A 21,995-nucleotide genomic window follows, 5' to 3' on the forward strand; every position below is an offset into this window, starting at 1 on the left:
CGGCGGATGGTTGATCAGCCTTCTGACTGCTGGCGGTACGCGGCGCCGACGGCTTCGATGATCTGCTCCGGACGATTCGGTACGAAGACGTCGACCAGACCCACGATCGGCCCGCCGGAGGAGCTGACCTGCCACGCGGAGGCGTCCTCGAAGCCGGGATCGGCCATGGTGAAGCCGATCGTCTCCAGATGATCGACTCCGACGTCGACGCTGCGCCCGGAGATGTCGCGCAGGGCGGTCAGCCGGAAGCTCAGCGTCGCCTCGGTCTTGCCGATCATGGCCGACGAGACGTCGAACTGGCCCTGCGGGTCGAGGCCCTGCACCCAGAGCTGCTGCCACGTCGCGTCGTGCACGTCGGCGGCCCAGACCTGGGCTCCGTCGACGAGGACCAGGATCCGGAAGTCGCCGCGCTGCGGGATCCGCCACAGCTGAAGCGCTCGCGAGTGCCAGAAGCTCAGTTCGTAACGCGGGCTGCCCGGATCGATGGTGATCTTGGTGGACAGCTCGGCGTAGTCGCCGGCCTTGATCCGGGCGTGCGAGGCGACCAGGGCGCCGCGGCCGTCGCCGTACATGGAGCGGCGCTCGTTGGCCACCGTCGGGGCGCTGTCGACCTGGAGCCCGTACGAGACGACGCCGAAGGTCTCGCCCTCGGCGGCGGCCTGGACCGCCTGGCTGACGCAGGCGCCGGCGTACTCGGCGGTCGGCGCGAGCACGCCGTCCAGGAACCGGCCGGTGTAGACCAGGAAGATCAGCCCGACGTCGTGCCGGCCGGCCACCTCGTTGATCTCGGTGATGTCCTGCCGGACCCGGTCGGCCACGATCGTGTTGATGTTCGGCCCGTCCAGGTACGGATAGATGATGCCGTCGATGTACGGCCCGTACTTGATCATGAACTCGTCCGAGGTCGCGGAACCGTAGTAGGCGCAGGTGAAGAAGCCCAGGTCCGGGTTGATGGCGAACTGTGCCTCCCGGATCTCGGCCAGGTACTCCGGCGTGAACACGGCCGGGTTGTCGCCGCAGTCGAAGTCGTCGATCGCCCAGCCGGTCAGCACCGGGTATTCCAGCGACAGCTCGGCCAGGGCCTTGGCCCAGGCCAGGTAGTCCATCACGTACGGGCGCGACGCCCGGCCCCAGCTGTACGTCTCGGTCGGCGGCACGATGTAGGGCAGCAGTTGGATGCCGGCGGCCTGGGCGGCCGGGGCGAACTCCAGGCGCAGGTCGTCGAAGTCGGTCGGCGAGTCCCAGATGCCGAAGAAGTAGTGGTTCGCGCCGATCCGCTGCAGGAGTTCGATCATGGCCGGGGTGTCGACGTGCCGGTAGCCGTCCTTGCGGGGCTCGGCCTCGCGGATCCAGCCGCCCACGGTGTTGCCTCCGGGCAGCGCGGACTTGATGCCACCCGGCGGCAGTCCGGCCTTGAAGCCGGGGGCGCGGTAACGTCGGGGGAGTTGATCTTGGGACATGATTGTCGGTGCTCCGATCGAGCCAACGAGGTGGCTATCTTCGAATTACGGAAAATAAGACCAATATCTCGTTGATCAAGGTAACCTACCGTTCGGCGGATCGCAACGGCCGTGACGGAGGACGGGACGCGCGCATGAACCGTGATGATCATGGACAGGACCGGGCGCTGGTGCTCGAGGCGGGCCGCAGCGCGGCGCGGTTCAGCACCGAGGCCGGACGCCTCACCTCACTGGTGTTCGACGGCCACGAGGTGATCGTCGGCCCGGAGGAGCAGCCGCCGCCGCGCGGCTCCTGGTTCTGGGGCTCGTTCGTGATGGCGCCGTGGACCAGCCTGATCCGCGACGCGGTCTTCGAGTTCGGCGGGGCCACCCATCGGTTGCCCGTCGACGACGGGCGGCACGCCGTGTTGGGGCTCACCTGGAAGTTGCCCTGGCGGATCGACGGCGACCGGCTGGTCTGCGAGCTGGAGACGGCGAGCGGCTGGCCGTTCGGGGGCCGGGTGATGATCATCCCGGAGCTGTCCGAGGGCCGGCTCCGGGTGCTGCTGCGAGTGCAGGCCGGCGATCACGCGCAGCCCGCGGCGATCGGCTGGCATCCGTGGTTCGTCCGTGAGCTTGCCGGTTCGGCGCCGGTCGAGCTCGGCCTGACCGGTCCGGTCCGGCGGCAGCACCGCGACGCCGACGAGGCGCCGACCGGTCTGTGGCAGTCGGTCGATCCGGCCGAGCGCGATTTCAACGACTGCCTCCAGGTCGGCGGGCCGACCACGCTGACCTGGCCCGGCGTCGGGGCGGTGCGGATCGCGCACGATTCTCCGTACGCCACCGTCTATTCCGTCCATCCGCGCGGGATCTGCGTCGAGCCGGTGACCAGCCCGGCGGAACGGATGGACCACCTGCTCCAACCGGGCGAGTCGCTCGACCTGACCATCGACGTCAGCTGGCGGCCCGAACGTACCCTGAGCCTGTCGAAGGGCGAGCACGAGGAGGGTTCCTGATCATGTCCCGATCCCTTGACGCCACGGTCGCGGAGCTCAAGACCGTCGCGATCAGCCCGCGGGTCAAGCCGGAGCTGCTGGTCAGCGGTGCCCGCGGCACCCATGACCGCAGCGACTTCCTGTTGGTCAAGATCATCACCTCGGCCGGGGTGTCCGGCATCGGCGAGGTGAGCGCGACGCTGACCTGGAGCGGCGAGGATTCGACCACGGCCCAGCACGTGATCGACACCGTGCTGCGGCCGGCCCTGATCGGCCGGCCGTTGACGCCGGTGGCCGAACTGGAGGCCGCGATGGACACCGTGCTCGCCGGGCACCCGTTCACGAAGGCGGGCATCTCGATCGCGCTCTGGGACGCGTACGCCCGGACCCTCGACGTGCCGCTCGCGGTGGCGCTCGGCGGCCCGCGGCGGTCCGAGATCGTGGTCAAGTGCTCGCTCAGCGGCAACGGGGACCGGCTGCGCACCGGCCTGGAGCACGCCCGGGCGGCCGGCTTCACGGCGTACAAGATCAAGATCGGGATGGACGTGGCCACCGACGTGGCCCGGCTGCGGGAGCTGCGCGAGCTGGTCGGCCCGGAGACGTTCATCGGCCTGGATGCCAACGGCGGCTACAGCCGGAGCGCTGCCCGCCGGGCCGGGCAGCAGTTGCTGCCGTACGGCCCGGCGTTCTTCGAACAGCCGGTGCAGCCGGGCGACCTGCCCGGGATGGCGTCGCTGCGGGACCTCGGGCTGCCGATCGTCGCGGACGAGAGCGTGTTCGGCCTGGACGACCTGATGGCCGTCCTGGCCGCCGATGCGGCCGACGTGATCAGCCTGTACGTGGGCAAGAGCGGCGGTCCCGGCCGGGCAGTCGCGATGGGCCGGATCGCCGCCGCCGCCGGCCTCGACGTGATCATCGGCTCCAACGGCGAGCTCGGCGTCGGCGCCGCGGCCCAGTTGCATGTGGGTTGCGCCCTGGACCGGCTGTCGGAGGAGATCCCGTCCGACATCATCGGCGCCCACTACTACAGCAGCGACATCCTGGCCGGCGGTCTGGACGCCACCGGAGCCCGGGCCCGTCTCGGCGACGCACCCGGGCTCGGTGTGACCCTCACGGAAGACCTCGAGGAAGCCTTCCGCTGACCGTTCGCCCGGGGTCGAGTCAGATCAGTTCGAGGTCGACCCCGAGGCTCAGGTAAACCTCGGCTGCTCGGCGATCACGGCTGACCAGTGGCAGTTCGTGTTCCCGGGCCGCGCAGCCGACGAGTGCGTCGTAAATGCTGCCGCCCGCGATGCCGAGCTTCGTGAACTCGGCCAGCAGCATGCTGGACCGCTCGGCGGAGATGTACCGGCTGTCCGGAAAGTTGTGCTCGATCAGGCGACGTGCCGCGTCCGGAGCAAGCCGCTGTGGCGGCGGGAGACGGGTCAGAACCGAGAAGGTCTCGAACGCAGCGTGACCCGCGAGACCCATGGATCGGGCAGACAGCCGTTCGAAGGTTTCCTCGTGACCTGGATGGTCGGGTTGAACGAAGGCGATCGCGGTGCTGGTGTCCAGTAGGCAGTCCGAGCCTGGACTGCGCTTCGCCCTACGCCTGGTCGGCAAGGCGGAGTTCTCGAATGTCTTGATCAGTCATGGCCCCGTCCGCCGAGGGCAGGATGAGGAATCCATCGTGCTCGACGAGTTCGTCGGTGGTCACAGGTGCGATCGACAAGGTCGATCCTTCGATCGTGATCTCGACCTCGCCGGCCGACATTCCGACCCGGTCGCGCACTGCCTTCGGGATGACCAGTCGCCCGGCACGGTCGATGGTGGTTCTCATACCACGATCCTACCACTCAGATAACCATCGGGTTGCCGGGACTTTGGGCACTCGCCGAATGCCCAAGATCCCGGCAACCTCGGTTCAGCTGATCATGGTCAGCGTGAGCCGGCCGAGCCAGCCGCCCCAGCCGTCGGTCGGGAAGCTGTCCTCGACCTTGACGAACAACGGCTTCCCGCCCTTGGCGTCCAGGTCGGCCAGCTGGAGCGTCCGGTCCTGGAGATTGGAAAGGTCGCGGATCTCCCGTTCCTCGGTCAGCACGGTGCGCCAGGTCCGGCCGTCCGCGGACACCGACACCTTGAACTGGTTGCCGATGTGCAGGGTGAGGGTGCCGCCGGTGACGTCGGCCGGCAGATCGAAGCGGTACGTGAACGAGGTCGCCCCGTCCGCGAACCGGCCCCGGCCGTCGAAGATCTCCCCGTCCAGCTGGGAGCCGCCGGCCTGGTCCAGCCACGGCCCCTCGGCGACCGTACCGGGCGTGAATTCGATCAAGGTCCCGATCACCTGGATCCGGGCCGCCGTCCGCACCGTGCCGGCCGCGGTCTCGACCGTCGCGGTGACCCAGTAGCTGCCTTCGGCGGTGCCGGCCGGGACCGTGACCGGCACGTCGACCGCCGCCGAGCCGCCGGCCGGGATCGGATCCAGGGGAGTGGACTCGCCGTCGCCGTCCCAGCCGTCCGGCAGGTCGAGCGCGATGGTGCCGGTCAGCGGCTCCGCGCTCTCGTTGCCGATCGTGACCGGGAGCGTCACCTCGGCGCCCGCCCGGGCCACCCGGTTCTGGGCCCGGGCCGCCACCGGCGGGGCCTCGGCGCGGGTGGCATCGGTGAGCACGGTGCCGGACAGCCCGTCGGCGTCGGACTCGAAGGTCCAGCCGCCCGCGTCCTCGAAGTCGAAGTTCTCACCCGTCAGCCCGACGGTGCGGAGCCGGTCGAAGCCGATGTCGATCGCCGGGTTCGGCCGAGTGTCGGAGTGCTGCAGCCCGCACAGCCGGAAGCTCAGCGTGACATTCTCCTTGCCCTGGACGAACTCGGTCACGTCGACCGGCCCCTGCAGTCCGTTCCCGTTCTCCCAGAAGGGATAGACGCTGTTGGCGTCGCGGGTCCAGACGGTCTCGCCGTCGATGGTGACGGTCAGTTGGTGCGCTCCGAGGAAGCCCGGGTAGGTGGCGTGCGGGCTGAACTGGAAGAAGTCGATCTCGTACCGCGGGGAGGTCGGGTCGACCGCGAGCCGCTGACTGGCGCTGACACAGGTCCCCGCCGCGGTCCGGGTGAACGGCTCGACGGCGAGCCGGAGCCGGCCGCTGCCGTACATCGCGTCCCCGAGCACCGGCTCGCCGGGACGCCGGGAGGGCTCGAACGAGCGGCCGCGGAAGGCGCGGGCCGCCGCCTCCAGCGCGTTGTCCGGGTCGAAGTCGGCGAAGTGGTGGATCCCGGGCAGAATGCCCGAGTTGTTCGTGGTCACGTCCCAGCCGCCGCGGGTCTCGAAGCCGCCGTTCTTGATCGTGATCCCCCGGCCGGCGACGTCGTCGATGATCACTCCGGTCCACAGGCTGAGCCCGGTCTTGTCGATCAGCCGCAGGGTGAGTCGTGCCTTCTTCTTGCCCTGCAAGGCTTCCGTGAGGTCGACGAAGCGCCGGTGCCAGGTGCCGCCGGAGCCCGGCCGGTCCGATTCCCAGACGACTTCGCCGTCGATCAGCACCTGCCGCGTGTGGTACGTGGTCGCGGTGCCGTACTGGTCGTAGTGCGTGTCGAAGTCGGAGAACTCCAGGCTGTACGACTCGGCGTCCGGGTCGACGGTGATCGTCTGCTCGGCCTGTGCGTGGTCACCGGCCTGGGTGCGGGCGAACACCTCCGGAGCCAGGCTGAGCCAGCCGGCGCCGGTCCGGGCCCGGTTGTAGTCCGACATCTGCGTACCGCCGGCGATCGGCAGCCCGTACAGGGTGATCCCGTGCAGCCGGCCGGAGTCGAGGTACGGCTGGGTCTCCTTGATCACGTCGTAGACGTACCGGTCGGTCGGCGGCACGATCGCCGAGAGGTAGCGCCCGGTGTAGGCCAGCAGCACCACACCAAGATCATGCTGCTCGGTCTGGGCCAGGATCAGGTCGAGATTCGGGCCGATCCGGGAGGCGTCCTGGGTGTTGCTGTTCGCCCCCGTGTACGGGTAGATGATCCCGTCGATCACGCCCTCATAGCGGTCGTAGAACTCGGGATTCACCGCCTCGTCGTAGTAGACCGTGGTGTAGAAGCCGAGCTTCGGGTTGATCGACTTCTGCACCCGCTGCATCTCGGCCACCTGTTCCGGCGGCAGCTGGCTGAAGAAGTCGTCCAGGGCCCAGGCGAGCACGTTGGGCTGGCGTACCGAGAGCTTGGCGATCTCCTCGGCCCAACGCACGTAGTCCTTCTCGAACGGCCGCGAGCACCGGCCGCTGAGATGCGGCCTGGGGTCGTCCTGGCACTCCGACGGCGGCACCAGGTAGAGCCAGAGATCGATCTTGGCTGCGGCCGCGGCCGGCGCGAACTCCTCGATCAGGTCCTCCCAATCGGTGGGGGAGTTCCAGATCAGATAGACGTAGGTGTTCACGCCGACCCGTTGCAGGGCACGGATCGTGGCCGGTGTGTCGATGTGGCGGTAGCCGTCGGCGCGCGGCTCGGCTTCTCTGATCACATCGCCGACGGTGTTGCCGCCGGTCTGGGCGGCGAGCATCCCGCCGGGCGGTCGATGGACGGAGTTGATCTTGGCCGGCTCCCCGGGTTGGCGCGGCTGGGCGTCGGCGGACGACGGCAGCATTGACGCGGCGAGCGCCAGCAGCGCGATGAGCGAAAGGGAGGCGATCGGGACCATTCTCATGGGATCCTCCAGCATTTCGAAAAGTATTTTATTATTGTGGAGAAGCAAACCTTGGGTTGATCATGGTTGTCCAGAGGTTGTCCAGGAACGCAGAACGCCGCATCCCTTGCGGGATACGGCGTTCCGGGCCTGCGTGGAAATCAGTCGGCGAGCTGGAAGATCGCCTCGATCTCGACCGGGCTGTTGGTCGGCAGGGCGGCCAGCCCGAGCGCGGCGCGGGTGTGGAACCCGATCTCCGGGCCGAACACCTCGAGGAAGTACTGCGTCGCGGCGTGCCCGACCAGGTGCTGATCGGTGAAGGACGGGGCGCTGGCCACGAAGATCGTCACCCGGGTGACGCCGGTGATCGCGTCCAGGTCGCGGCCGGCCTTGAGCAGCTCACCGCGGGCGGCCTCGACCACGTTGCGGGCGCACTGGCGGGCACAGCGCCGGGCCGTGTCAAGATCGATGCCGTCGCCGACGATGCCCTCGGCGATGTTCGTCCCGTCGATGTGGGCGGTCTGGCCGGAGGTGATCAGCTGGTCGCCGTAGATCCGGGCCGGGGCGATGGTCGGCGGGTCGGACAAAGCGGTCGCCTCGGTCGAGGCGGGCGAGTCAATCGGGGCAGACAGGTGGCGTTCGGCGGCGGTCACGGAAAGGTCCTCCGATGCGGGTCAGGATGCGAAATTTCGAAGATGTCTCCGAAGTTTCGCAGAGATGATAAGCCGTACGCCAACCGGGTACCTCTATTCTGTCCGTTATGGCAGGGACCACAACGACCGAGACCAAGGCGCCGTCGCAGTCGGTCGCGCGCACGCTGACGGTGCTGGAGACGTTGGTCGCGGCCGACGACGGGATGACACTGACCGCGCTGGCCCAGGCGACCAGGATTCCGCTGGCGACCTGCGCGTCCATCGTCTACACGCTGGAGCAGCGGGGATACGCCGCGCGCAAGGTGGTCGGTCGGAGTCACTTCTGGCGCGCCACCCTCGGTCTGTACGGGCTGGCCACCCAGCTGGTCCGCAAAGTTGATCTTGCCACCGTCTCGGCGGACGAGATGCGGGCGCTGGCCGTCGAGATCAACATGCCGGTGCACATCGGCGTCCTCAACGGCGCGTCGGTGGTCTACGTCGCCAAGGCCGCCACCTCGGACTTCATCCAGTTCGACACCTATCCCGGCAAGATGGCGCCCTACAACCTGACCGCGCTGGGCAAGGCGATCGCCGCCTTCCTGGACGAGGAGCGGCTCAGTCCGCTGCTCAACCAGCTGAGCAAGGGTGAGGGCCCCGGCGCGCTGCCGGCCGGCCGCAAGGCCTTCCTGAACCAGTTGGCCGAGATCAAGACCCGCGGCTACGCGATCGAGGTGGAGGAGGAGCGTGCCGACATCGCCTGCGTCGCGGCACCGTTCTTCGACGCCGAGGGCGGCCCGGCCGGCGCGGTCGGCGTCACCGGCTTCAAGCGCGACCTGGTCGGCGACCTGCTCAAGCGCACCACCGACGGCCTCACCCACATCGCCGCCACCATCTCCACCCGCCTCGGCTACCACGCCGCCCTGCGCTGATCGGGGCCCGTCGGTTTTTCACGTTAACGTGAAAAACTGGCGCTTTACCACGGTTACTTCTCGGGTAAAGCGCCAGGAAACCGGGTGAGGTCGGGCCGGTCGGGTCCGCGGTTCGTCTGCTGATCTTGCGTCCCCCTCGGATCGGCACTAGCCTTTGTTCGGCGAGGTGAAAGTATCTTCGCTATTTCGAATCCTCGACGGCGGGGGTGTTCAACGGGTGACGAACCGAGTGGCGCTGGTCGGGCTCGGGGCGATCGGGGCGGGCGCGCATCTGCCGGCCCTGCTCCGGGCGGACCGGCTGCGGCTGGTCGCCGTGGCCGACGCTTCGGCCGAGCGGCGCAAGTCGGCGACCGCGCAGCTGACGAAGTCCGGCCGGGACGACGTCGCGGTCCTCGATGATCTTGAGGCTGTGCTCGCCGCTGGGATCGACGGAGTCGTGCTGGCCACGCCGCCGTGGGTCACCCCCGACCTCGCGGTACGGGCAGCGCAGGCCGGGATCGCCGTCCTGGCGGAGAAGCCGGTCGCGCCGTCGATCGAGGACGCGGACCGGTACGCGGTGCTGGACCCCGCTGAGCGGTCCCGGATCCAGGTCGGGCTGACCTACCGGCACGACCCGGCCCTGGACCAGCTGCGGACCTGGATCAAGGACGGCACGCTGGGCCGGCCGCTGCTGGTCCGGGCGTCGATCTACGACGAACCGGCCGACGGCGACCCGGCCCATGATCACCTGATCACCGAGACGCTGAAGCACGGTTCGCCGGTGATCCACGAGGGGGCGCACGTCTTCGACTGGCTGAGCAGCCTGTTCGGCGGCCCGGGGGAGATCGAGGACGCGTGGGCGGTGACCACCCGGCCCGGCCTCGCCGCACCGAACCTGATCGGCGGCCGGCTGGCGTACCCGGGCGCGACGGTGCTGATCGAGTTCGGCTGGTACACCCCGACCCTGCCCCGCTGTGAGTTGATCTTCGTCGGTGACGGCGGGCTGGCGACGCTCGACGGCGGCACGTTCGACCTGACCGTCGAGCCGGCCGGCGGTCAGCCGCGACGGTACGTGTTCGAGCCGGACCGGGGCACTCGCTGCTTCGACCGCCAGGTCGACCGGTTCGCCGATCTGCTGGCCGGCGGCCCGGCCGAGCCGAGTCTCGACGACGGGATCGCGGCGCTGATCACCAGCCAGCGGCTGCAACAACTGGCAACATCGTTCCCTGAGCCTGTCGAAGGGCAAGGGGCGTCGCGCTTCGACAAGCTCAGCGATCGTGCCGGAATCGACGACGCCGCGACGAGGAGTGATCACCGATGACCGTTCGCTACTGGGCCGAGACCGACCGGGAGACGCTGACCCGGCTGCTGCCCGAAGCCCTGGTGCTGCTGCCGATCGGGGCCACCGAGCAGCACGGCCCGTACCTGCCGACCGGGACCGACCACCTGCTGGCCGGCGCGGTCACCGCGCGGGCGGCCGAGCGCGCCGCGACGAACCTGTCCACCGAGTTGTTGATCACGCCGACGCTGCCGGTCGGCGCCTCCGATCATCATCTGCCGTTCGGCGGCACGCTGTCGATCAGCCCGGCGACGCTGACCACGATGCTGACCGAGATCCTGTCCTCGATCGTGGCCTGCGGCGGGCGCCGGGTGCTGATCGTCAACGGGCACGGCGGCAACCAGGGCGGCTGTGCCGCGGCCGCCGCTGCCGCGGCCAACGCCGCCCCCGAACTGACCGTCGGGCACCTGGACTACTGGGCCGCGGGCGGTCAGGACCGGTCCCGCTGGGCGGCCCGGACGTCCTGCACCGGACCGGTGCCGGGCCACGCGGGCGAGTTCGAGACCGCGATGATCATGGCCGTGCGGCCGGAACTGGTGGCGGACCGGCCGATCCGGTCCGACCCGCCGGCGATCGGCTCGTCGGCCGGCGGCGCGACGATCCACGCGTCGGCCGTCTGGCTGGCCACCGACGGCTACACCGACCATCCGGAACGCGCGACGGCGGCGCTCGGCCACGAACTGCTGGACGAACTGGTCGCCGCGACCGAGTCCGTGATCATGGAACTAGCGCAGGAGGAGACGAACTCTTGATCGACTTCCACACCCATACGCCGGCCTGGGAGACGGCGACGTGGCTCGGCGGGGCCACGTTCGGGGCGACCGAGTTCGTCGAGTTCATGGACGTCTCCGGCATCGACCGGGCGATCGTCCTGAGCCACGACGGGCTGTTCAACTCGACGCCGCAGGCCAACGAGGCGCTGGCGGCCTTCGTCGCCGAGTTCCCGGACCGGCTGATCGGGTTCGGGTCCTACAACCCGCGCCGTCCGGAGGCGCTGGCGGAGACCAAGCGGAGCTTCGCCGAGCTCGGGCTGCGCGGCCTGAAGCTGCATCCGTGGCTCCAGGGCTTCAGCCCGCACGAGACCTCACTCGATCCGATCATGGAGGTGGTGGCGGAGCACTCCGGCATCCTGCTCTGCCATGACGGTACGCCGCCGTACTCGACGGCCGGGCAGATCGCGGCCCTGGCCCGGCGGCATCCGACCGTCCCGGTGGTGCTCGGCCACGCCGGCCTGCACGACCTCTGGCGGGAGTCGCTGGCGTACACGAACGAGACGGAGAACCTCTACATCTGCATCTGCGGTACGCCACCGTACGCGGCCCGGGAGATCTGCCGCCGCGGCGCACCGGGCAAGGTGCTGTTCGGGACCGACGCCGGCCTGTCCGACAAGGCCAGCCAGGACTACGCGCAGGCCAGGGTCGCCGAGATCGATCACTGGGGCATCACCGCGGAACAGAAGCAGGCCATGTTGATCGACAACCCCGCCGCACTGCTGGAGAGGCTCGGAACCGCATGATCGTCGACGTCCACTGCCACACACCCACCCACACCCACGAGGTGCCGGAGGAGGACTTCCGGTCGTTCAGCGCCTGGCGCACCGACCGCGACGTGGTGACCTCCAACACCTGGGCCGACTTCGACGCGGCGATCGAGCCGGCCGACGTGGCGATCGTGTTCAACATCGCCGCCGACGACCCGCTCGCCTCGACCGGGCTGTCCTACCGGCCGGAGGACACCAACACCGCGACCGCCGCCTACGTCAAGGAGAACCCGACCAAGGCCATCGGCTTCATGTCGGTCAACCCGACCAAGCCGGACGTCTGGGACGAGGTGGAACGAGCCCGTGAGCTCGGGCTGGTCGGCGTCAAGCTCGGTGCCAACTACCAGGAGTTCGAGCCGCTCGGGAAGCCGGCGCTGGAGTTCTACGCGTACTGCGAGCGCGAAGGACTGCCGATCCTGTTCCATCAGGGCGCCTCGCCGATCCGGCACGCGCCGCTGCGGTATACGTTTCCGCTGGTCACCGACGATGTCGCGATCGCGTTCCCGGAACTGCGGATCGTGATGGCGCACATGGGTCATCCGTGGGCCCGGGAGACCGTGGTGACGATTCGCAAGCACCCGCACGTGTACGCCGACGTGTCCTCGATCTACCTGCGGCCGTGGGTGCTCTACGAGTCACTGCTGTTCGCCACCGAGTGGGGCGCCGCCGGGAAACTCCTGCTGGGTTCGGATTTCCCGATCGCCACCACCGCGGAGGCGATCGCCGGGCTGCGCCGGGCCAACGACATCGTCGAGGGGACCAAGTTCCCGAGGATTCCCGACGAGGTGATCGAGAACATCATCAACGCCGATGCGCTGACGGCGCTCGGTCTGGCTGATCCGCGGGAGAGGACCAACCCATGATCATCGACGCCCATGTGAGGATCGGGCAGCAGCGGGAGTGCGCGCTCGAGGTCGCCGAGCTGTTGTCGATCATGGACGAGCACGGCATCGACCAGACCTTGATCGCGCCCAGCGAGGCGCAGATCGCCTTCGCCAACCGGGCCGGGAACGAGGCCACCGCAGCCGCAGCAGAGGCCTCGGGCGGCCGACTGATCCCTTACGCCGTGGCCAATCCGTGGGCCGGTGCCGAGGCGGTCGAGGAACTGGACCGGGCTCGCGCGGCCGGGGCCAGGGCCCTGGCGGTGGATTCCAGCCTGCAGGGGTTCGACCTGCTGGACGGGCTGGTCGATCCACTGCTCTCGTACGCGGAATCGGCGGGCTGGTTCGTCTACGTGCGCACCGGCACTCCACCAGGCCACCTGCCGCTGCCGCTGGCGCTGCTGGCCCGCCGGTTCCCCGAGCTCGACTTCGTGATGGGCCGCAGCGGAGCGACCGACTTCTGGATCGACGCCGCGCCCGCGCTGCGCTACGCGCCGAACCTCTATGCCGACACCAGTTATGCGCCGTGGGACACGGTGTTGTCGGAGTTCGTCCGGGATCCCGAGATCGGGGCGTACCGGGTGATCTTCAGCACCGACCTCCCGTACGCGACGCCCGCCGGTGAGGTGAAGCGGATCAAGGACTGGCCGATCGGCGACGACGAGAAGGCCGCCGTCAGCGGCGGCACGCTGGCCACGTTGCTCGAACGCGGGACGGGCCGGGCCTGAGATGACCATGATCACGTCCCAGCGTCCTTCGACAGGCTCAGGGCGCAGCGCGACCGAGGCCGCCGCGCTGATCCGCGGCGTCTCGCCGGTGCTCGAGGTCCCGTTCACCGACGACGGCGAGATCGCCGTCGAGGACTTCCGCCGGGTCATCCGCTACGTCGTCGGCACCGGGGTCAGCAGCGTCATGTTCCCGGGCTTCGCCGGCGAGTTCTACAAGCTCTCCGAGGAGGAGCGGCGGCTGCTCACCGAGGTCCTGATCACCGAGGTGCGCGAACTCACCGTCGACACCGGGACCGAGGTGGCGGTGATCGCCGCGGTCCAAGATCACGCCACCCGGCTCGCCGTGCAGCGGGCCCGGTGGTCGGTCGAGGCCGGTGCCGACGCGATCAACCTGCTGCCGCCGCATCTGCTGGCCCCGTCGGCGGCCGCGATCGAGGCACACCTGCGGACCGTGCTGGCCGCGGTGCCGGACACCGCCGTCGTGCTGCAGTACGCACCGGCGGAGACCGGGACCAGCCTCGATCCGCAGGGCCTGGCCGGTCTGGTCCATGATCATCCGAATCTCGTCCTGGTCAAGGTCGAGTCCTCGCCGCCGGGGCCGTACATCGCCGAGCTGGGCCGGCTCGACCCGCCGATCCTGGCCGTCGAGGGCTACGCCGGGGTGCAGCTGCCGGACGCGTTCCGGCGCGGTTGCGTCGGCACCCAGCCCGGCTGCTCGCTGACCGAGGTCTACTGCGAGATCTGGCGCCGGTTCGCCGACGGGGACCTGGCCGGTGGCGACCGGCTGCACGCCCGGCTGCTGCCGTACATCTCGTACTGGATGCTCGACACCGAGCGGATCATCGCGACCGAGAAGATGATCTCGTACCGGCGCGGGTTGATCCAGAGTCCGTACTGCCGGCCGCCCAGGCACGACCTCGACGCCGAGGAACTGGCCATGATCGACCGATTTCTGGCCGAGTTCGGCGACCTGTTGCCGTCCCTGCGTCAGAGCTGAACTCGAACGCGCACTGAGCCTGTCGAAGTGCCGAGCCTGATCGTGCCTGGCCCTTCGACAAGCTCAGGGAACGTGGTCGACACCACTCGGGTTTCGGGTGCGTAACACGCTCTCGAATTCCTTGCGGGCGACGCACGCTGGGCGTACAGTTCTCAATATTCTGGATACGTTTACGACATTCTGAAGATAGTCGGGGAGAAGACAGGCGAGAGGGGGAGACATGAGACGGCGGGAACTCTTGTTCGGCGCGGGGGCCGTAGCGGCCGGGATGGCGCTGTCGGGGTGCAACTCGGGTGGGGGCGGCACGCCGTCCGAGGCGCCCAAGGCGGAGGACTGGCGGTCGGAGGTGACCGGTGGCCCGATCGAGGCCGGAGTGCTGACGGCCAAGGGGACGCCGGGACTCAGCTACCTGGAGCAGCTGGCGAAGAAGATCGAGGGCGAGATCTCCGGGTCCAAGATCACGTTGACGTTCGCGAACACCGAGGCCCGGCCGGCGCTGGAGCAGCGCTGGCGCGGCGGCGACGGCCTGGATGTCGACTACGGCATGTTCGACGGTACGAATCCGGCGCAGCGGGTCTGGGCCGACGACGGGATGCTGCTCGACCTGAAGTCGTACCTCGAGCAGAACGACCCGGCCACCGGCAAGCCCTGGCTGGAGAACTTCTCCCCGGCCGCGCGCGGCTTCATGACGCACCCGGACACCGGCGGCATCTTCGGGGTGCCGACGGAGCTCTCCACTCAGGTGCTCTTCTACAACGCGAAACTCTTCAGCGAGAAGTCGATCACGCCGCCGACCACCTGGACCGAGCTGATGACCGCGGTGGAGGCGCTGAAGTCCGCCGGCGTCGACCCGATCGCCGTGACCGGCCTGTTCCAGCCCTACATGGGCATGTGGTCGGACAACCTGTGGCTGCGCACGGTCGGCTGGGAGGCCGCCAACAAGGTCCTGGTCACCGGTGAGGGCCACATCACCGAGAACCCGGGCTTCCTGGCCGGCCTGCAGCACGTCCAGGAACTGCGCGATGCGAACGCCTTCATCAAGGGCTTCCAGGGCACCGACTTCACCCCGGCCCAGGCGCTGTTCTTCCAGAACAAGGCCGGAATGATCTTGATGGGCAACTGGCTGGTCAGCGAGATGAAGGCCGTGATCCCGAAGGGCTTCGAGGTCGGCGTGCTGCCGTTCCCGGCGGTCGACGGCGGTGCCGGTGATCAGAAGGCGCTGATGGCGGCCGCTCAGCTGATCTCGATCAACGCCGAGAGCAAGAACCTCGGGATGGCGCTGACCTGGGCCAGTCGGCTGACCAGCGTCGAGGTGCAGACCGAACGGGCCACCAAGCTGGGTGACCTGTCCGCGGTCGTCGGCGTACCGAGCCCGACCGGGGTGACCGGCATCGACAAGATCATCAGCGAGGCGTCGGCGCTGGTGCCGCGCGAGTTCTCGCTCAGCGGGACCAAGGTGTACGAGCCGTACTACGCCGAGATCGCCAGGCTGTTCTTCGGCGAGCAGGACGCTCAGCAGACCCTGGACCGGCTGGACGCGATGCTGCGCAAGCAGCACAAGAACTGATCATGTTCGCCCGGTCCCAGCGGTTGATCACCATCCCCTTCCTGCTGCCGGCGCTGGTCCTGCTGGGGACGTTCTTCGTCTTCCCGCTGGGCCGGACGTTCGTGATCTCCCTCAGCGAGTACTCGCGGACCGGCCGGTCGAAACTGGTCGGGTTCGGGAACTACGTCAGCGTGTTCGGCGACGGTGACTACCTGAACTCGCTGCGCAACGCGATCCTGCTCGCGGTGATCGGCGGCTGCATGCTGTTCCCGCCGGCGATCGCGATCGCCTGGGCGTTCCACCACCGGCTGCACGGGGAACGGATCTTCCGGTTCCTGATCTTCTCGCCGGTGGTGCTCTCGGTCGCGGTCGTCGCGCTGATGTGGACGTTCATCTTCCATCCCACATTCGGCCTGATCAATCCGACGTTCGCGGCGATGGGGCTGGGCGACCTGATCCCGGTGCTGCTCGGCGACCCGCGGACGGCACTGCCGGCGGTCGCGTTCGCCGCGGTCTGGCACGGCATCGGGATCTGGATCATCCTGATCTCGGCCGGGTTCGCCCGGCTGCCCGGTGAGGTGATCGAGGCGGCCCGGATCGACGGGGCGGGGGAGTGGCAGATCTTCTGGCGGATCATGCTGCCGATGATGAGCGACCTGTTCCGGGTGCTGATCGTGCTCTGGTTCGTCCAGAGCCTGCAGGCGTTCGCGTTCGTCTTCATCATGACCGGCGGCGGCCCGTTCGGCTCGACCGAGATCACCGCCACCCTGATGTACCGGACCGCGACCGACCAGGCCGACTACGGTTACGCGGCGGCGATGGGCATCGTGCTGGTGCTGATCCTGCTCGTGGTCGCGCTGGGCCTGAACCGGCTGTTGAAGCGAGACGATCTTGAGTACTGACACGATGGCGGCGCCCGCGCGTGCTGCTGGTTCCGGGCGCGCCGTCCGGCGTCGACGGCGGAGCCGGGGCGAGCACCCGCCGTTCCGGCTGTTCCACCTGGTCCTCTACCTGATCATGGGCGCGGGCGGGGCCTCGGCGATCGCCGCGTACCTCTGGGTGATCAACGCCTCGCTGAAGACCAACGTCGACTTCATCGGCACCTCACCGTTCTCGATCACCGGCACCTGGTCGTTCGGGAACTATGTCGAGGCCTGGCAGACCGCCGGCGTGGCGACCTACTTCGGCAACAGCGTGCTGGTCTCGGTCTGCGCCACCGCCATCGGCGTCGGCTTCGCCGTCCTCGCCGCCTATCCGCTGGCCCGGGTGAGGTTCCCCGGCTCGTCCATCGTGCTCGCCGTGATCGTGTCCGGGCTGATGGTGCCGTGGATGGTCACCTTCATCCCGCTCTACCTGACCCTGCAGGACCTCGGCCTGCTGGACAGCCAGCTCGGCCTGATCCTGGTCTACGCCACGTACAACCTGCCCTTCAACGTGTACGTCATGGTCGGCTTCATGAAGACCCTGCCGCGGGAGCTGGAAGAGGCTGCCGCCGTCGACGGCGCCGGCCCGGCCACCGCCTTCCTGCGCGTGATCGTCCCGCTGCTCGGCCCGGGCATGGCCTCGATCACGATCATCAGCTTCCTGAACAACTGGAACGAGTTCTTCTACGCCCTCGTGTTCATCACGACGCCGGACCGGATGACCCTGCCGGTCGGCCTCTGGCAGCTGAACCAGGCCGCGACCTACGGGAGCCAGTGGGTCACCCTGTTCGCCGGCATGATGATCACCGTCCTGCCGGTGCTGGTCGTCTTCGCCTTCCTGCAGAAGCACATCACGCGCGGGCTGACGGCCGGCTCCCTGAAGTGAGCATGTCGCAGAATCTCTTGGCATCGAGCATTGCGGGCCCCTGAAGCGCTTTATCGGCTGATGCGAAGAGAAATCGTGACAGGCAGCCGAGGTCAACTGGCTAGGGCCGCCGTCGTTCCAGGTGAAGCAGCGGGAACGGGCGGCCTTGGTGATCATGGTCGGACCGGCCGACCTGGACGAAGCCCTTGGCCTCGTAGAAACGGCGGGCGGTCGGGTTCTGTTCGTTGACGTCCAGCCGCAGGGTGGGGAAGTCTCGGCCGACGTCCTCCAGCAGCCGGGTCCCGATGCCGCGGCCGTGCGCCGCCGGGTCGACGAACAGCATGTGGATCTCGCCGTGGTCCTGGGCGACGAAGCCGAGCGGGCGGTCGTCGGCGTCCACGGCGACCCGGAGATCGTTCATGCGCGGCAGGTAGCCGGCGACCAGCTCGCCGATGTCGTCGAGGTCGGCGGGAGTGAGGAACAGGTGGGTCGCCTCGACCGCGGCGCGCCAGATCTGCCAGAGCGCGGCGAGGTCGGTGTCGCGGCGGGGGCGGATGGCGAGGTCCATGGGGCTGGTCTACGCCGGAGAGACCTTGGCGCGCAAGGCGGCCAGGGCGGTGAAGGCGTGATCGCGGTAGTCCTGCAGCCTCTCCCGCTGGTCGGCCGGCGTCTGCCGGTAGCCGCCGGACGTCTTCAGCCCGAGATCGCCGGCAGCGACCCGTTCGGCGAGCGACGGCGGGACGGAGAAGCGGTCGCCGTAGCGGTCGACGAGGGTCGCGTACGAGGCCGCGTAGACGTCCAGCCCGGCGATGTCGGCGACCTGGAACGGGCCGAAGAACGGCAGCCGGTAGCCGAACGAGTTGCTCACCACCAGATCCACCTGCTCCGGCGTCGCCAGGCCCTCCTCGACGATCATGGCCGCCTCCCGGAACAGCGCGAACTGGAGCCGGTTGGCCAGGAAGCCCGGCACCGCCGGCACCCGTACGGTGATCTTGCCCGCCAGGGCCAGCAGCCGCTCGGCCAGGGCCAGCGCGTCCTCGTCCTCGCCGGCGAGCTCGACCAGCGGCAGGAACGGCGCCGGGTTGAACCAGTGCGCCGCGATGAAGGGCCGGTCGACGACCTCGGCCAGCGCGTCCAGCGGCAGCGACGAGGTGTTGGTCGCGATCACGGCGTCTTCGGGCGCCGCGGCGGCGACGGCGGCCAGCGCGGCGCGCTTGATCCGAAGATCCTCCGGTACGGCCTCGCTGACATAGACCGCCTCGCCGACGGCCTGCTCGACCGAGCCGGCCGCGGTCAGCAGCTCCGGCACCCGCAGCGCGGCGTCGGGATCGACCAGGCCCTGCTCGGCGTACCGTTGCACGCCCATGATCAACTTCTCCCGCAGGGCCCGGGTCGTGTCGGCGTCGACGTCGGCAAGGGCGACCCGGAAGCCTGCCAGGGCGAGGGTCTGGGCGATGCCGCCGCCCATGTAGCCGCCGCCGACGACGGCGAGTTGCTCGGTCATCGGATCGTGTAGCCCCCGTCGATCATCAAGGTGTGGCCGGTGATCAACTTCGCCATCGGCCCGGCCAGGAACGCGACGGCGCCGACCACGTCGACCGGATCGCCGAACCGGCCGAGCGGGATCCGGGCGAGCAGCCGCTCGGCCAGCTCGGCCCGGGACAGGGTGAGCTCGGCCAGCTCGGTACGGATCCAGGTCGGTGCGATCGCGTTGACCCGGATGCCGTGCGGTGCCCACTCGAGGGCCAGGTTCTTGGTCAGGTTGTCCAGCGCGGCCTTGGACGCCCCGTACACGGACCGCTCCTCGATCGCGACCGTGCCGGTCTGCGAGCCGATGTTGACCACGCTGGCCTCGGTCCCGGCCGCGATCCAGCGCCGGCCGAAGGCCTGGGTGAGGAAGAACGTGCCGCGCAGGTTGACGTCCATCACCGTGTCGTAGTCCTCGACCCGGACGTCGACCGCCGCGGCCGGGACGATCGTGCCGGCGTTGTTGATCAAGAGATCGACGTCCGGCAGCTCGTCCGCGAACGCGGCGAAGGTCTCCGGCCGGGAGACGTCGAGCGGGCACGGCGTGGTGCCGTAGCGCTCGGCGATCCGGGCCGACTCCGCGGCCGACCGGGACGTCCCGAACACCGTCGCGCCGAGCTCGGCCAGGCCGTCGGCGATCGCCAGACCGAGGCCGCGGCTGGCACCGGTGACCAGCGCGGTCCGGCCGGTCAGCGCGAAGTCGATCATGGACGGGCGGGGTCCCAGTCGTAGCTGTACGAGCCGAACTTCGCCGCCCGCACGTCACCGGACCGGGCATGGCCCTCGAACCGTTCGGCCCGGGACGCCCGGCCGCACACCTCGCCGAGCAGCGCCGAGGAGGCCTCGTCGGTGACCTCCTGGTACGTCACCGTGCGCAGGTACTTGCCGACCCAGAGCCCGCCCGTGTAGCGGGCCGCGCCGCGGGTGGGCAGCACGTGGTTGGTGCCGATCACCTTGTCACCGTAGCTGACGCAGGTCCCCTCGCCGAGGAACAGCGCACCGTAGTGGTGCAGTTCGGTGAGCGCCAGCCGCGGTTCGGCGGTCAGCACCTGCACGTGCTCGGCCGCGTAGTGATCACCGAGTCGCCAGGCGTCGGCCAGGTCGGCGACGACGTGGATCGCACCATGATCACGCCAGGCCGGCTCGGCGAAGTCCTTGGTCGGCATCCCGGGCAGGATCCGGTCGATGTGCTCCAGCACCTGCCGGCCGAGCTCCTCGGAGGTGGTGATCAGGATCGCGGGGGAGTCCGGCCCGTGCTCGGCCTGGCTGAGCAGGTCCACCGCCACCAGGTACGGATCCGCCTGGTCGTCCGCGATGATCAAGATCTCGGTCGGCCCGGCCAGCAGGTCGATCCCGACCCGGCCGAAGAGCTGCCGCTTGGCCTCCGCGACGTAGGCGTTGCCGGGCCCTGCGATCAGGTCCACCGGGGCGATCGACTCGGTCCCGATGGCCAGTGCGGCCACCGCCTGGACGCCGCCCAGCAGCAGGATCTCGTCGGCGCCGGCCAGGTGCATCGCGGCGATCGTCGCGTCCGGGATCTCGCCCTTGATCGGCGGCGTGGCTGCGACGACCCGCTCCACGCCGGCGACCTTGGCGGTGACGATCGTCATGTGCGCCGAGGCGAGCAGCGGATAGCGGCCCCCCGGCACGTACGCGGCGGCGGCCCGGATCGGCACGTTCTTCTGGCCCAGGTGCACCCCGGGCAGCGTCTCGATCTCGAAGTCGGTCAGCGATTCCCGTTGCCGGGTGGCGAACCGGCGCACCTGCGCCTGCGCGAACGTGATGTCCTCGATCACCTGCTCCGGCACCCGCGCGACGATCGCCTCGATCTCCTCGGTGCTGAGCCGGAAGCTCTCCGGGGACCAGGAGTCGAACTTCGCCGAGTAGTCGGCGACGGCCGCGTCGCCGCGCTCGGCGATGTCGTTGATCACGGCTTCGACGGTCTGCCGGACCTCCGGGTCGCCGCCGCGCGGTTGTTCGCCGGCGGACGGTGCCTTGAGCAGGGTCGACGGAACCGGGAACTCGGTGGACTGGGTCGTGGTCATTGGTGGGGTCTCCCTTCGCCTGACAGGATTGTATACGTATACATCACCAGCGGCCAGCGCTGCGTGACGATCTCGGAGATCAGCCGACCAGGTCGGCGTATTCCGGGTGCTCGGCGACGAACTGGGCCGTGAACGGGCATTCGGGGACCACCTGGAGGTCGAGCTTCCGAACATCGTCGAGGACGTGCTCGGTGATCCGGGCGGCGATCCCGTTGCCCCGGAACTCGGGCTTGGTCCCGGTGTGCACGATGATCATGGTCCGGTCCCGGAGCGAGTACTCGACCACGCCGACCACCGTGTCGTCCAGCCGTGCCTCGTAACGGGACCTCCGTTCGTCCTGGAGGAACGCGAGCTGGTCCGGGTCGATCTTGGTCATCGGCGGCTCTCCTCGAGTCGTTGGCGTACGGCCGGCCAGTCGGCGCTGAGCATGGAGTACTGGACCGTATCGCGCCAGCTGCCGTCCGGCCGGATCCGGTGATGCCGCAGGACGCCCTCCTTGATCGCGCCGAGGCGCTCGATCGCGGCCTGGGACCGGGTGTTGCGGATGTCGGTGTGCCAGACCACCCGCTCGGCGCCCAGGTCGTCGAACGCCCGGCCGAGCATGATCAACTTCGAGTCGGTGTTGACGCCGGTGCGCCAGTGTCGGCGGCCGATCCAGGTGTGCCCGATCGCCAGCGCCCGGGTGTTCGGCGTGATCTCGTAATAGGACGTCGTGCCGACGAACTCACCGGTGTCCCGCAGTCGCTGGGCGTACGCGATCCGGCCCGGATCCGCGACCGCGGCCCTGATGATCTTCACGATGTCGGCCTTCGAGGCGGGCGGCAGGAAGGACATGTGCGCCACCACCTCGGCCGCGGTGTCCGGATCGCCGAGGGCGGCCGCGTAGTCGTCGGCGTCGGCCTCGGTCAATGGTTCGAGCCGGAGCAGTCGGCCGGTCAGCGGGATCGGGTCGAACCAGGGTGAGACGGGCGAGGCCATGGGCCAA

Annotated in this window: 23 protein-coding genes; 12 read left to right on the top strand and 11 right to left on the bottom strand. The window is 69.2% G+C overall.

Annotation, left to right across the window (positions count from 1 at the left end):
* Positions 1 to 14 precede the first annotated feature (14 nt).
* Entirely contained in the window at positions 15 to 1,460 is a 1,446-nt protein-coding gene (locus AC6CCG_RS32345; protein ID WP_496658975.1) for a hypothetical protein, read from the bottom strand.
* 134 nt (positions 1,461 to 1,594) lie between these two features.
* On the opposite strand from AC6CCG_RS32345, the gene AC6CCG_RS32350 reads away from it, so the two are divergent.
* Together AC6CCG_RS32350 and AC6CCG_RS32355 are read left to right on the top strand one after the other, a co-directional pair.
* The gene (locus tag AC6CCG_RS32350; RefSeq protein ID WP_496658976.1) at positions 1,595 to 2,455 is read left to right on the top strand and encodes an aldose 1-epimerase; all 861 of its coding nucleotides are present in this window, start codon (positions 1,595 to 1,597) and stop codon (positions 2,453 to 2,455) included.
* 2 nt (positions 2,456 to 2,457) lie between these two features.
* The gene (locus tag AC6CCG_RS32355; RefSeq protein WP_496658977.1) at positions 2,458 to 3,576 is read left to right on the top strand and encodes a mandelate racemase/muconate lactonizing enzyme family protein; all 1,119 of its coding nucleotides are present in this window, start codon (positions 2,458 to 2,460) and stop codon (positions 3,574 to 3,576) included.
* Positions 3,577 to 3,595: 19 nt separating this feature from the next.
* Here the strand turns inward: AC6CCG_RS32355 and AC6CCG_RS32360 are convergent, their stop codons facing one another.
* The 4 genes from AC6CCG_RS32360 to AC6CCG_RS32375 all read right to left on the bottom strand — a co-directional run bounded on the left by AC6CCG_RS32360 (position 3,596) and on the right by AC6CCG_RS32375 (position 7,732).
* Positions 3,596 to 4,036: a type II toxin-antitoxin system VapC family toxin gene (locus AC6CCG_RS32360; RefSeq protein ID WP_496658978.1), complete on the bottom strand. Its 441-nt coding sequence runs from the start codon at positions 4,034 to 4,036 to the stop codon at positions 3,596 to 3,598.
* Complete coding sequence (locus tag AC6CCG_RS32365) at positions 4,020 to 4,253, bottom strand: AbrB/MazE/SpoVT family DNA-binding domain-containing protein (protein ID WP_496658979.1); 234 nt, start codon at positions 4,251 to 4,253, stop codon at positions 4,020 to 4,022. Before AC6CCG_RS32365 ends, AC6CCG_RS32360 begins: the two co-directional genes overlap by 17 nt.
* Positions 4,254 to 4,337: 84 nt before the next feature.
* Positions 4,338 to 7,100 (bottom strand): NEW3 domain-containing protein, encoded by a 2,763-nt coding sequence (locus AC6CCG_RS32370; protein WP_496658980.1) that lies wholly within the window; start codon positions 7,098 to 7,100, stop codon positions 4,338 to 4,340.
* Positions 7,101 to 7,240: 140 nt separating this feature from the next.
* Positions 7,241 to 7,732, bottom strand: coding sequence for a RidA family protein (locus AC6CCG_RS32375; protein WP_496658981.1), 492 nt, complete (start codon positions 7,730 to 7,732; stop codon positions 7,241 to 7,243).
* Between the two features lie 107 nt (positions 7,733 to 7,839).
* Between AC6CCG_RS32375 and AC6CCG_RS32380 the strand changes: the two genes are divergently transcribed.
* The 10 genes from AC6CCG_RS32380 to AC6CCG_RS32425 all read left to right on the top strand — a co-directional run bounded on the left by AC6CCG_RS32380 (position 7,840) and on the right by AC6CCG_RS32425 (position 17,459).
* A complete protein-coding gene (locus AC6CCG_RS32380) occupies positions 7,840 to 8,640 on the top strand; it encodes an IclR family transcriptional regulator (RefSeq protein ID WP_496658982.1) in 801 nt (266 codons plus the stop codon).
* Positions 8,641 to 8,857: 217 nt separating this feature from the next.
* Positions 8,858 to 9,940: a Gfo/Idh/MocA family protein gene (locus AC6CCG_RS32385; protein WP_496658983.1), complete on the top strand. Its 1,083-nt coding sequence runs from the start codon at positions 8,858 to 8,860 to the stop codon at positions 9,938 to 9,940.
* A complete protein-coding gene (locus tag AC6CCG_RS32390; protein ID WP_496658984.1) occupies positions 9,937 to 10,710 on the top strand; it encodes a creatininase family protein in 774 nt (257 codons plus the stop codon). The genes AC6CCG_RS32385 and AC6CCG_RS32390 overlap by 4 nt, the downstream gene beginning before the upstream one ends.
* Positions 10,707 to 11,474, top strand: coding sequence for an amidohydrolase family protein (locus AC6CCG_RS32395; RefSeq protein ID WP_496658985.1), 768 nt, complete (start codon positions 10,707 to 10,709; stop codon positions 11,472 to 11,474). Before AC6CCG_RS32390 ends, AC6CCG_RS32395 begins: the two co-directional genes overlap by 4 nt.
* Complete coding sequence (locus tag AC6CCG_RS32400) at positions 11,471 to 12,361, top strand: amidohydrolase family protein (RefSeq protein WP_496658986.1); 891 nt, start codon at positions 11,471 to 11,473, stop codon at positions 12,359 to 12,361. The genes AC6CCG_RS32395 and AC6CCG_RS32400 overlap by 4 nt, the downstream gene beginning before the upstream one ends.
* Entirely contained in the window at positions 12,358 to 13,107 is a 750-nt protein-coding gene (locus AC6CCG_RS32405) for an amidohydrolase family protein (RefSeq protein WP_496658987.1), read from the top strand. Before AC6CCG_RS32400 ends, AC6CCG_RS32405 begins: the two co-directional genes overlap by 4 nt.
* A gap of 7 nt (positions 13,108 to 13,114) precedes the next feature.
* Positions 13,115 to 14,104, top strand: a complete 990-nt coding sequence (locus tag AC6CCG_RS32410) for a dihydrodipicolinate synthase family protein (protein ID WP_496658988.1) — start codon at positions 13,115 to 13,117, stop codon at positions 14,102 to 14,104.
* Between the two features lie 220 nt (positions 14,105 to 14,324).
* Complete coding sequence (locus tag AC6CCG_RS32415; RefSeq protein ID WP_496658989.1) at positions 14,325 to 15,671, top strand: ABC transporter substrate-binding protein; 1,347 nt, start codon at positions 14,325 to 14,327, stop codon at positions 15,669 to 15,671.
* 2 nt (positions 15,672 to 15,673) lie between these two features.
* Entirely contained in the window at positions 15,674 to 16,552 is an 879-nt protein-coding gene (locus AC6CCG_RS32420; protein ID WP_496658990.1) for a carbohydrate ABC transporter permease, read from the top strand.
* Complete coding sequence (locus AC6CCG_RS32425; protein WP_496658991.1) at positions 16,542 to 17,459, top strand: carbohydrate ABC transporter permease; 918 nt, start codon at positions 16,542 to 16,544, stop codon at positions 17,457 to 17,459. Before AC6CCG_RS32420 ends, AC6CCG_RS32425 begins: the two co-directional genes overlap by 11 nt.
* A 100-nt stretch (positions 17,460 to 17,559) precedes the next feature.
* On the opposite strand, the gene AC6CCG_RS32430 is transcribed toward AC6CCG_RS32425, so the two are convergent.
* The 6 genes from AC6CCG_RS32430 to AC6CCG_RS32455 form a co-directional block, all read right to left on the bottom strand.
* Positions 17,560 to 18,006, bottom strand: a complete 447-nt coding sequence (locus tag AC6CCG_RS32430) for an acetyltransferase (RefSeq protein ID WP_496658992.1) — start codon at positions 18,004 to 18,006, stop codon at positions 17,560 to 17,562.
* Between the two features lie 9 nt (positions 18,007 to 18,015).
* Positions 18,016 to 18,942, bottom strand: coding sequence for a 3-hydroxyacyl-CoA dehydrogenase family protein (locus tag AC6CCG_RS32435; RefSeq protein ID WP_496658993.1), 927 nt, complete (start codon positions 18,940 to 18,942; stop codon positions 18,016 to 18,018).
* Entirely contained in the window at positions 18,939 to 19,673 is a 735-nt protein-coding gene (locus AC6CCG_RS32440) for an SDR family NAD(P)-dependent oxidoreductase (RefSeq protein ID WP_496658994.1), read from the bottom strand. Before AC6CCG_RS32440 ends, AC6CCG_RS32435 begins: the two co-directional genes overlap by 4 nt.
* A complete protein-coding gene (hisD, locus tag AC6CCG_RS32445) occupies positions 19,670 to 21,010 on the bottom strand; it encodes a histidinol dehydrogenase (protein ID WP_496658995.1) in 1,341 nt (446 codons plus the stop codon). Before hisD ends, AC6CCG_RS32440 begins: the two co-directional genes overlap by 4 nt.
* A 79-nt stretch (positions 21,011 to 21,089) precedes the next feature.
* Positions 21,090 to 21,386, bottom strand: a complete 297-nt coding sequence (locus AC6CCG_RS32450) for a GNAT family N-acetyltransferase (protein ID WP_496658996.1) — start codon at positions 21,384 to 21,386, stop codon at positions 21,090 to 21,092.
* A complete protein-coding gene (locus AC6CCG_RS32455) occupies positions 21,383 to 21,988 on the bottom strand; it encodes a GNAT family N-acetyltransferase (RefSeq protein ID WP_496658997.1) in 606 nt (201 codons plus the stop codon). The genes AC6CCG_RS32450 and AC6CCG_RS32455 overlap by 4 nt, the downstream gene beginning before the upstream one ends.
* Between the last annotated feature and the right edge of the window lie 7 nt (positions 21,989 to 21,995).

The sequence above is a fragment of the Microlunatus sp. YIM B11417 genome, assembly GCF_059617205.1.

Excerpts from the sequence above, each read along its gene's own strand:
- AC6CCG_RS32345 (WP_496658975.1), bottom strand. The coding sequence starts at position 1,460 with ATGTCCCAAGATCAACTCCCCCGACGTTACCGCGCCCCCGGCTTCAAG.
- AC6CCG_RS32350 (WP_496658976.1), top strand. The coding sequence starts at position 1,595 with ATGAACCGTGATGATCATGGACAGGACCGGGCGCTGGTGCTCGAGGCG.
- AC6CCG_RS32355 (WP_496658977.1), top strand. The coding sequence starts at position 2,458 with ATGTCCCGATCCCTTGACGCCACGGTCGCGGAGCTCAAGACCGTCGCG.
- AC6CCG_RS32365 (WP_496658979.1), bottom strand. The coding sequence starts at position 4,253 with ATGAGAACCACCATCGACCGTGCCGGGCGACTGGTCATCCCGAAGGCA.
- AC6CCG_RS32370 (WP_496658980.1), bottom strand. The coding sequence starts at position 7,100 with ATGAGAATGGTCCCGATCGCCTCCCTTTCGCTCATCGCGCTGCTGGCG.
- AC6CCG_RS32380 (WP_496658982.1), top strand. The coding sequence starts at position 7,840 with ATGGCAGGGACCACAACGACCGAGACCAAGGCGCCGTCGCAGTCGGTC.
- AC6CCG_RS32390 (WP_496658984.1), top strand. The coding sequence starts at position 9,937 with ATGACCGTTCGCTACTGGGCCGAGACCGACCGGGAGACGCTGACCCGG.
- AC6CCG_RS32400 (WP_496658986.1), top strand. The coding sequence starts at position 11,471 with ATGATCGTCGACGTCCACTGCCACACACCCACCCACACCCACGAGGTG.
- AC6CCG_RS32405 (WP_496658987.1), top strand. The coding sequence starts at position 12,358 with ATGATCATCGACGCCCATGTGAGGATCGGGCAGCAGCGGGAGTGCGCG.
- AC6CCG_RS32410 (WP_496658988.1), top strand. The coding sequence starts at position 13,115 with ATGATCACGTCCCAGCGTCCTTCGACAGGCTCAGGGCGCAGCGCGACC.
- AC6CCG_RS32415 (WP_496658989.1), top strand. The coding sequence starts at position 14,325 with ATGAGACGGCGGGAACTCTTGTTCGGCGCGGGGGCCGTAGCGGCCGGG.
- AC6CCG_RS32420 (WP_496658990.1), top strand. The coding sequence starts at position 15,674 with ATGTTCGCCCGGTCCCAGCGGTTGATCACCATCCCCTTCCTGCTGCCG.
- AC6CCG_RS32430 (WP_496658992.1), bottom strand. The coding sequence starts at position 18,006 with ATGGACCTCGCCATCCGCCCCCGCCGCGACACCGACCTCGCCGCGCTC.
- AC6CCG_RS32435 (WP_496658993.1), bottom strand. The coding sequence starts at position 18,942 with ATGACCGAGCAACTCGCCGTCGTCGGCGGCGGCTACATGGGCGGCGGC.
- AC6CCG_RS32440 (WP_496658994.1), bottom strand. The coding sequence starts at position 19,673 with ATGATCGACTTCGCGCTGACCGGCCGGACCGCGCTGGTCACCGGTGCC.
- hisD (WP_496658995.1), bottom strand. The coding sequence starts at position 21,010 with ATGACCACGACCCAGTCCACCGAGTTCCCGGTTCCGTCGACCCTGCTC.
- AC6CCG_RS32450 (WP_496658996.1), bottom strand. The coding sequence starts at position 21,386 with ATGACCAAGATCGACCCGGACCAGCTCGCGTTCCTCCAGGACGAACGG.
- AC6CCG_RS32455 (WP_496658997.1), bottom strand. The coding sequence starts at position 21,988 with ATGGCCTCGCCCGTCTCACCCTGGTTCGACCCGATCCCGCTGACCGGC.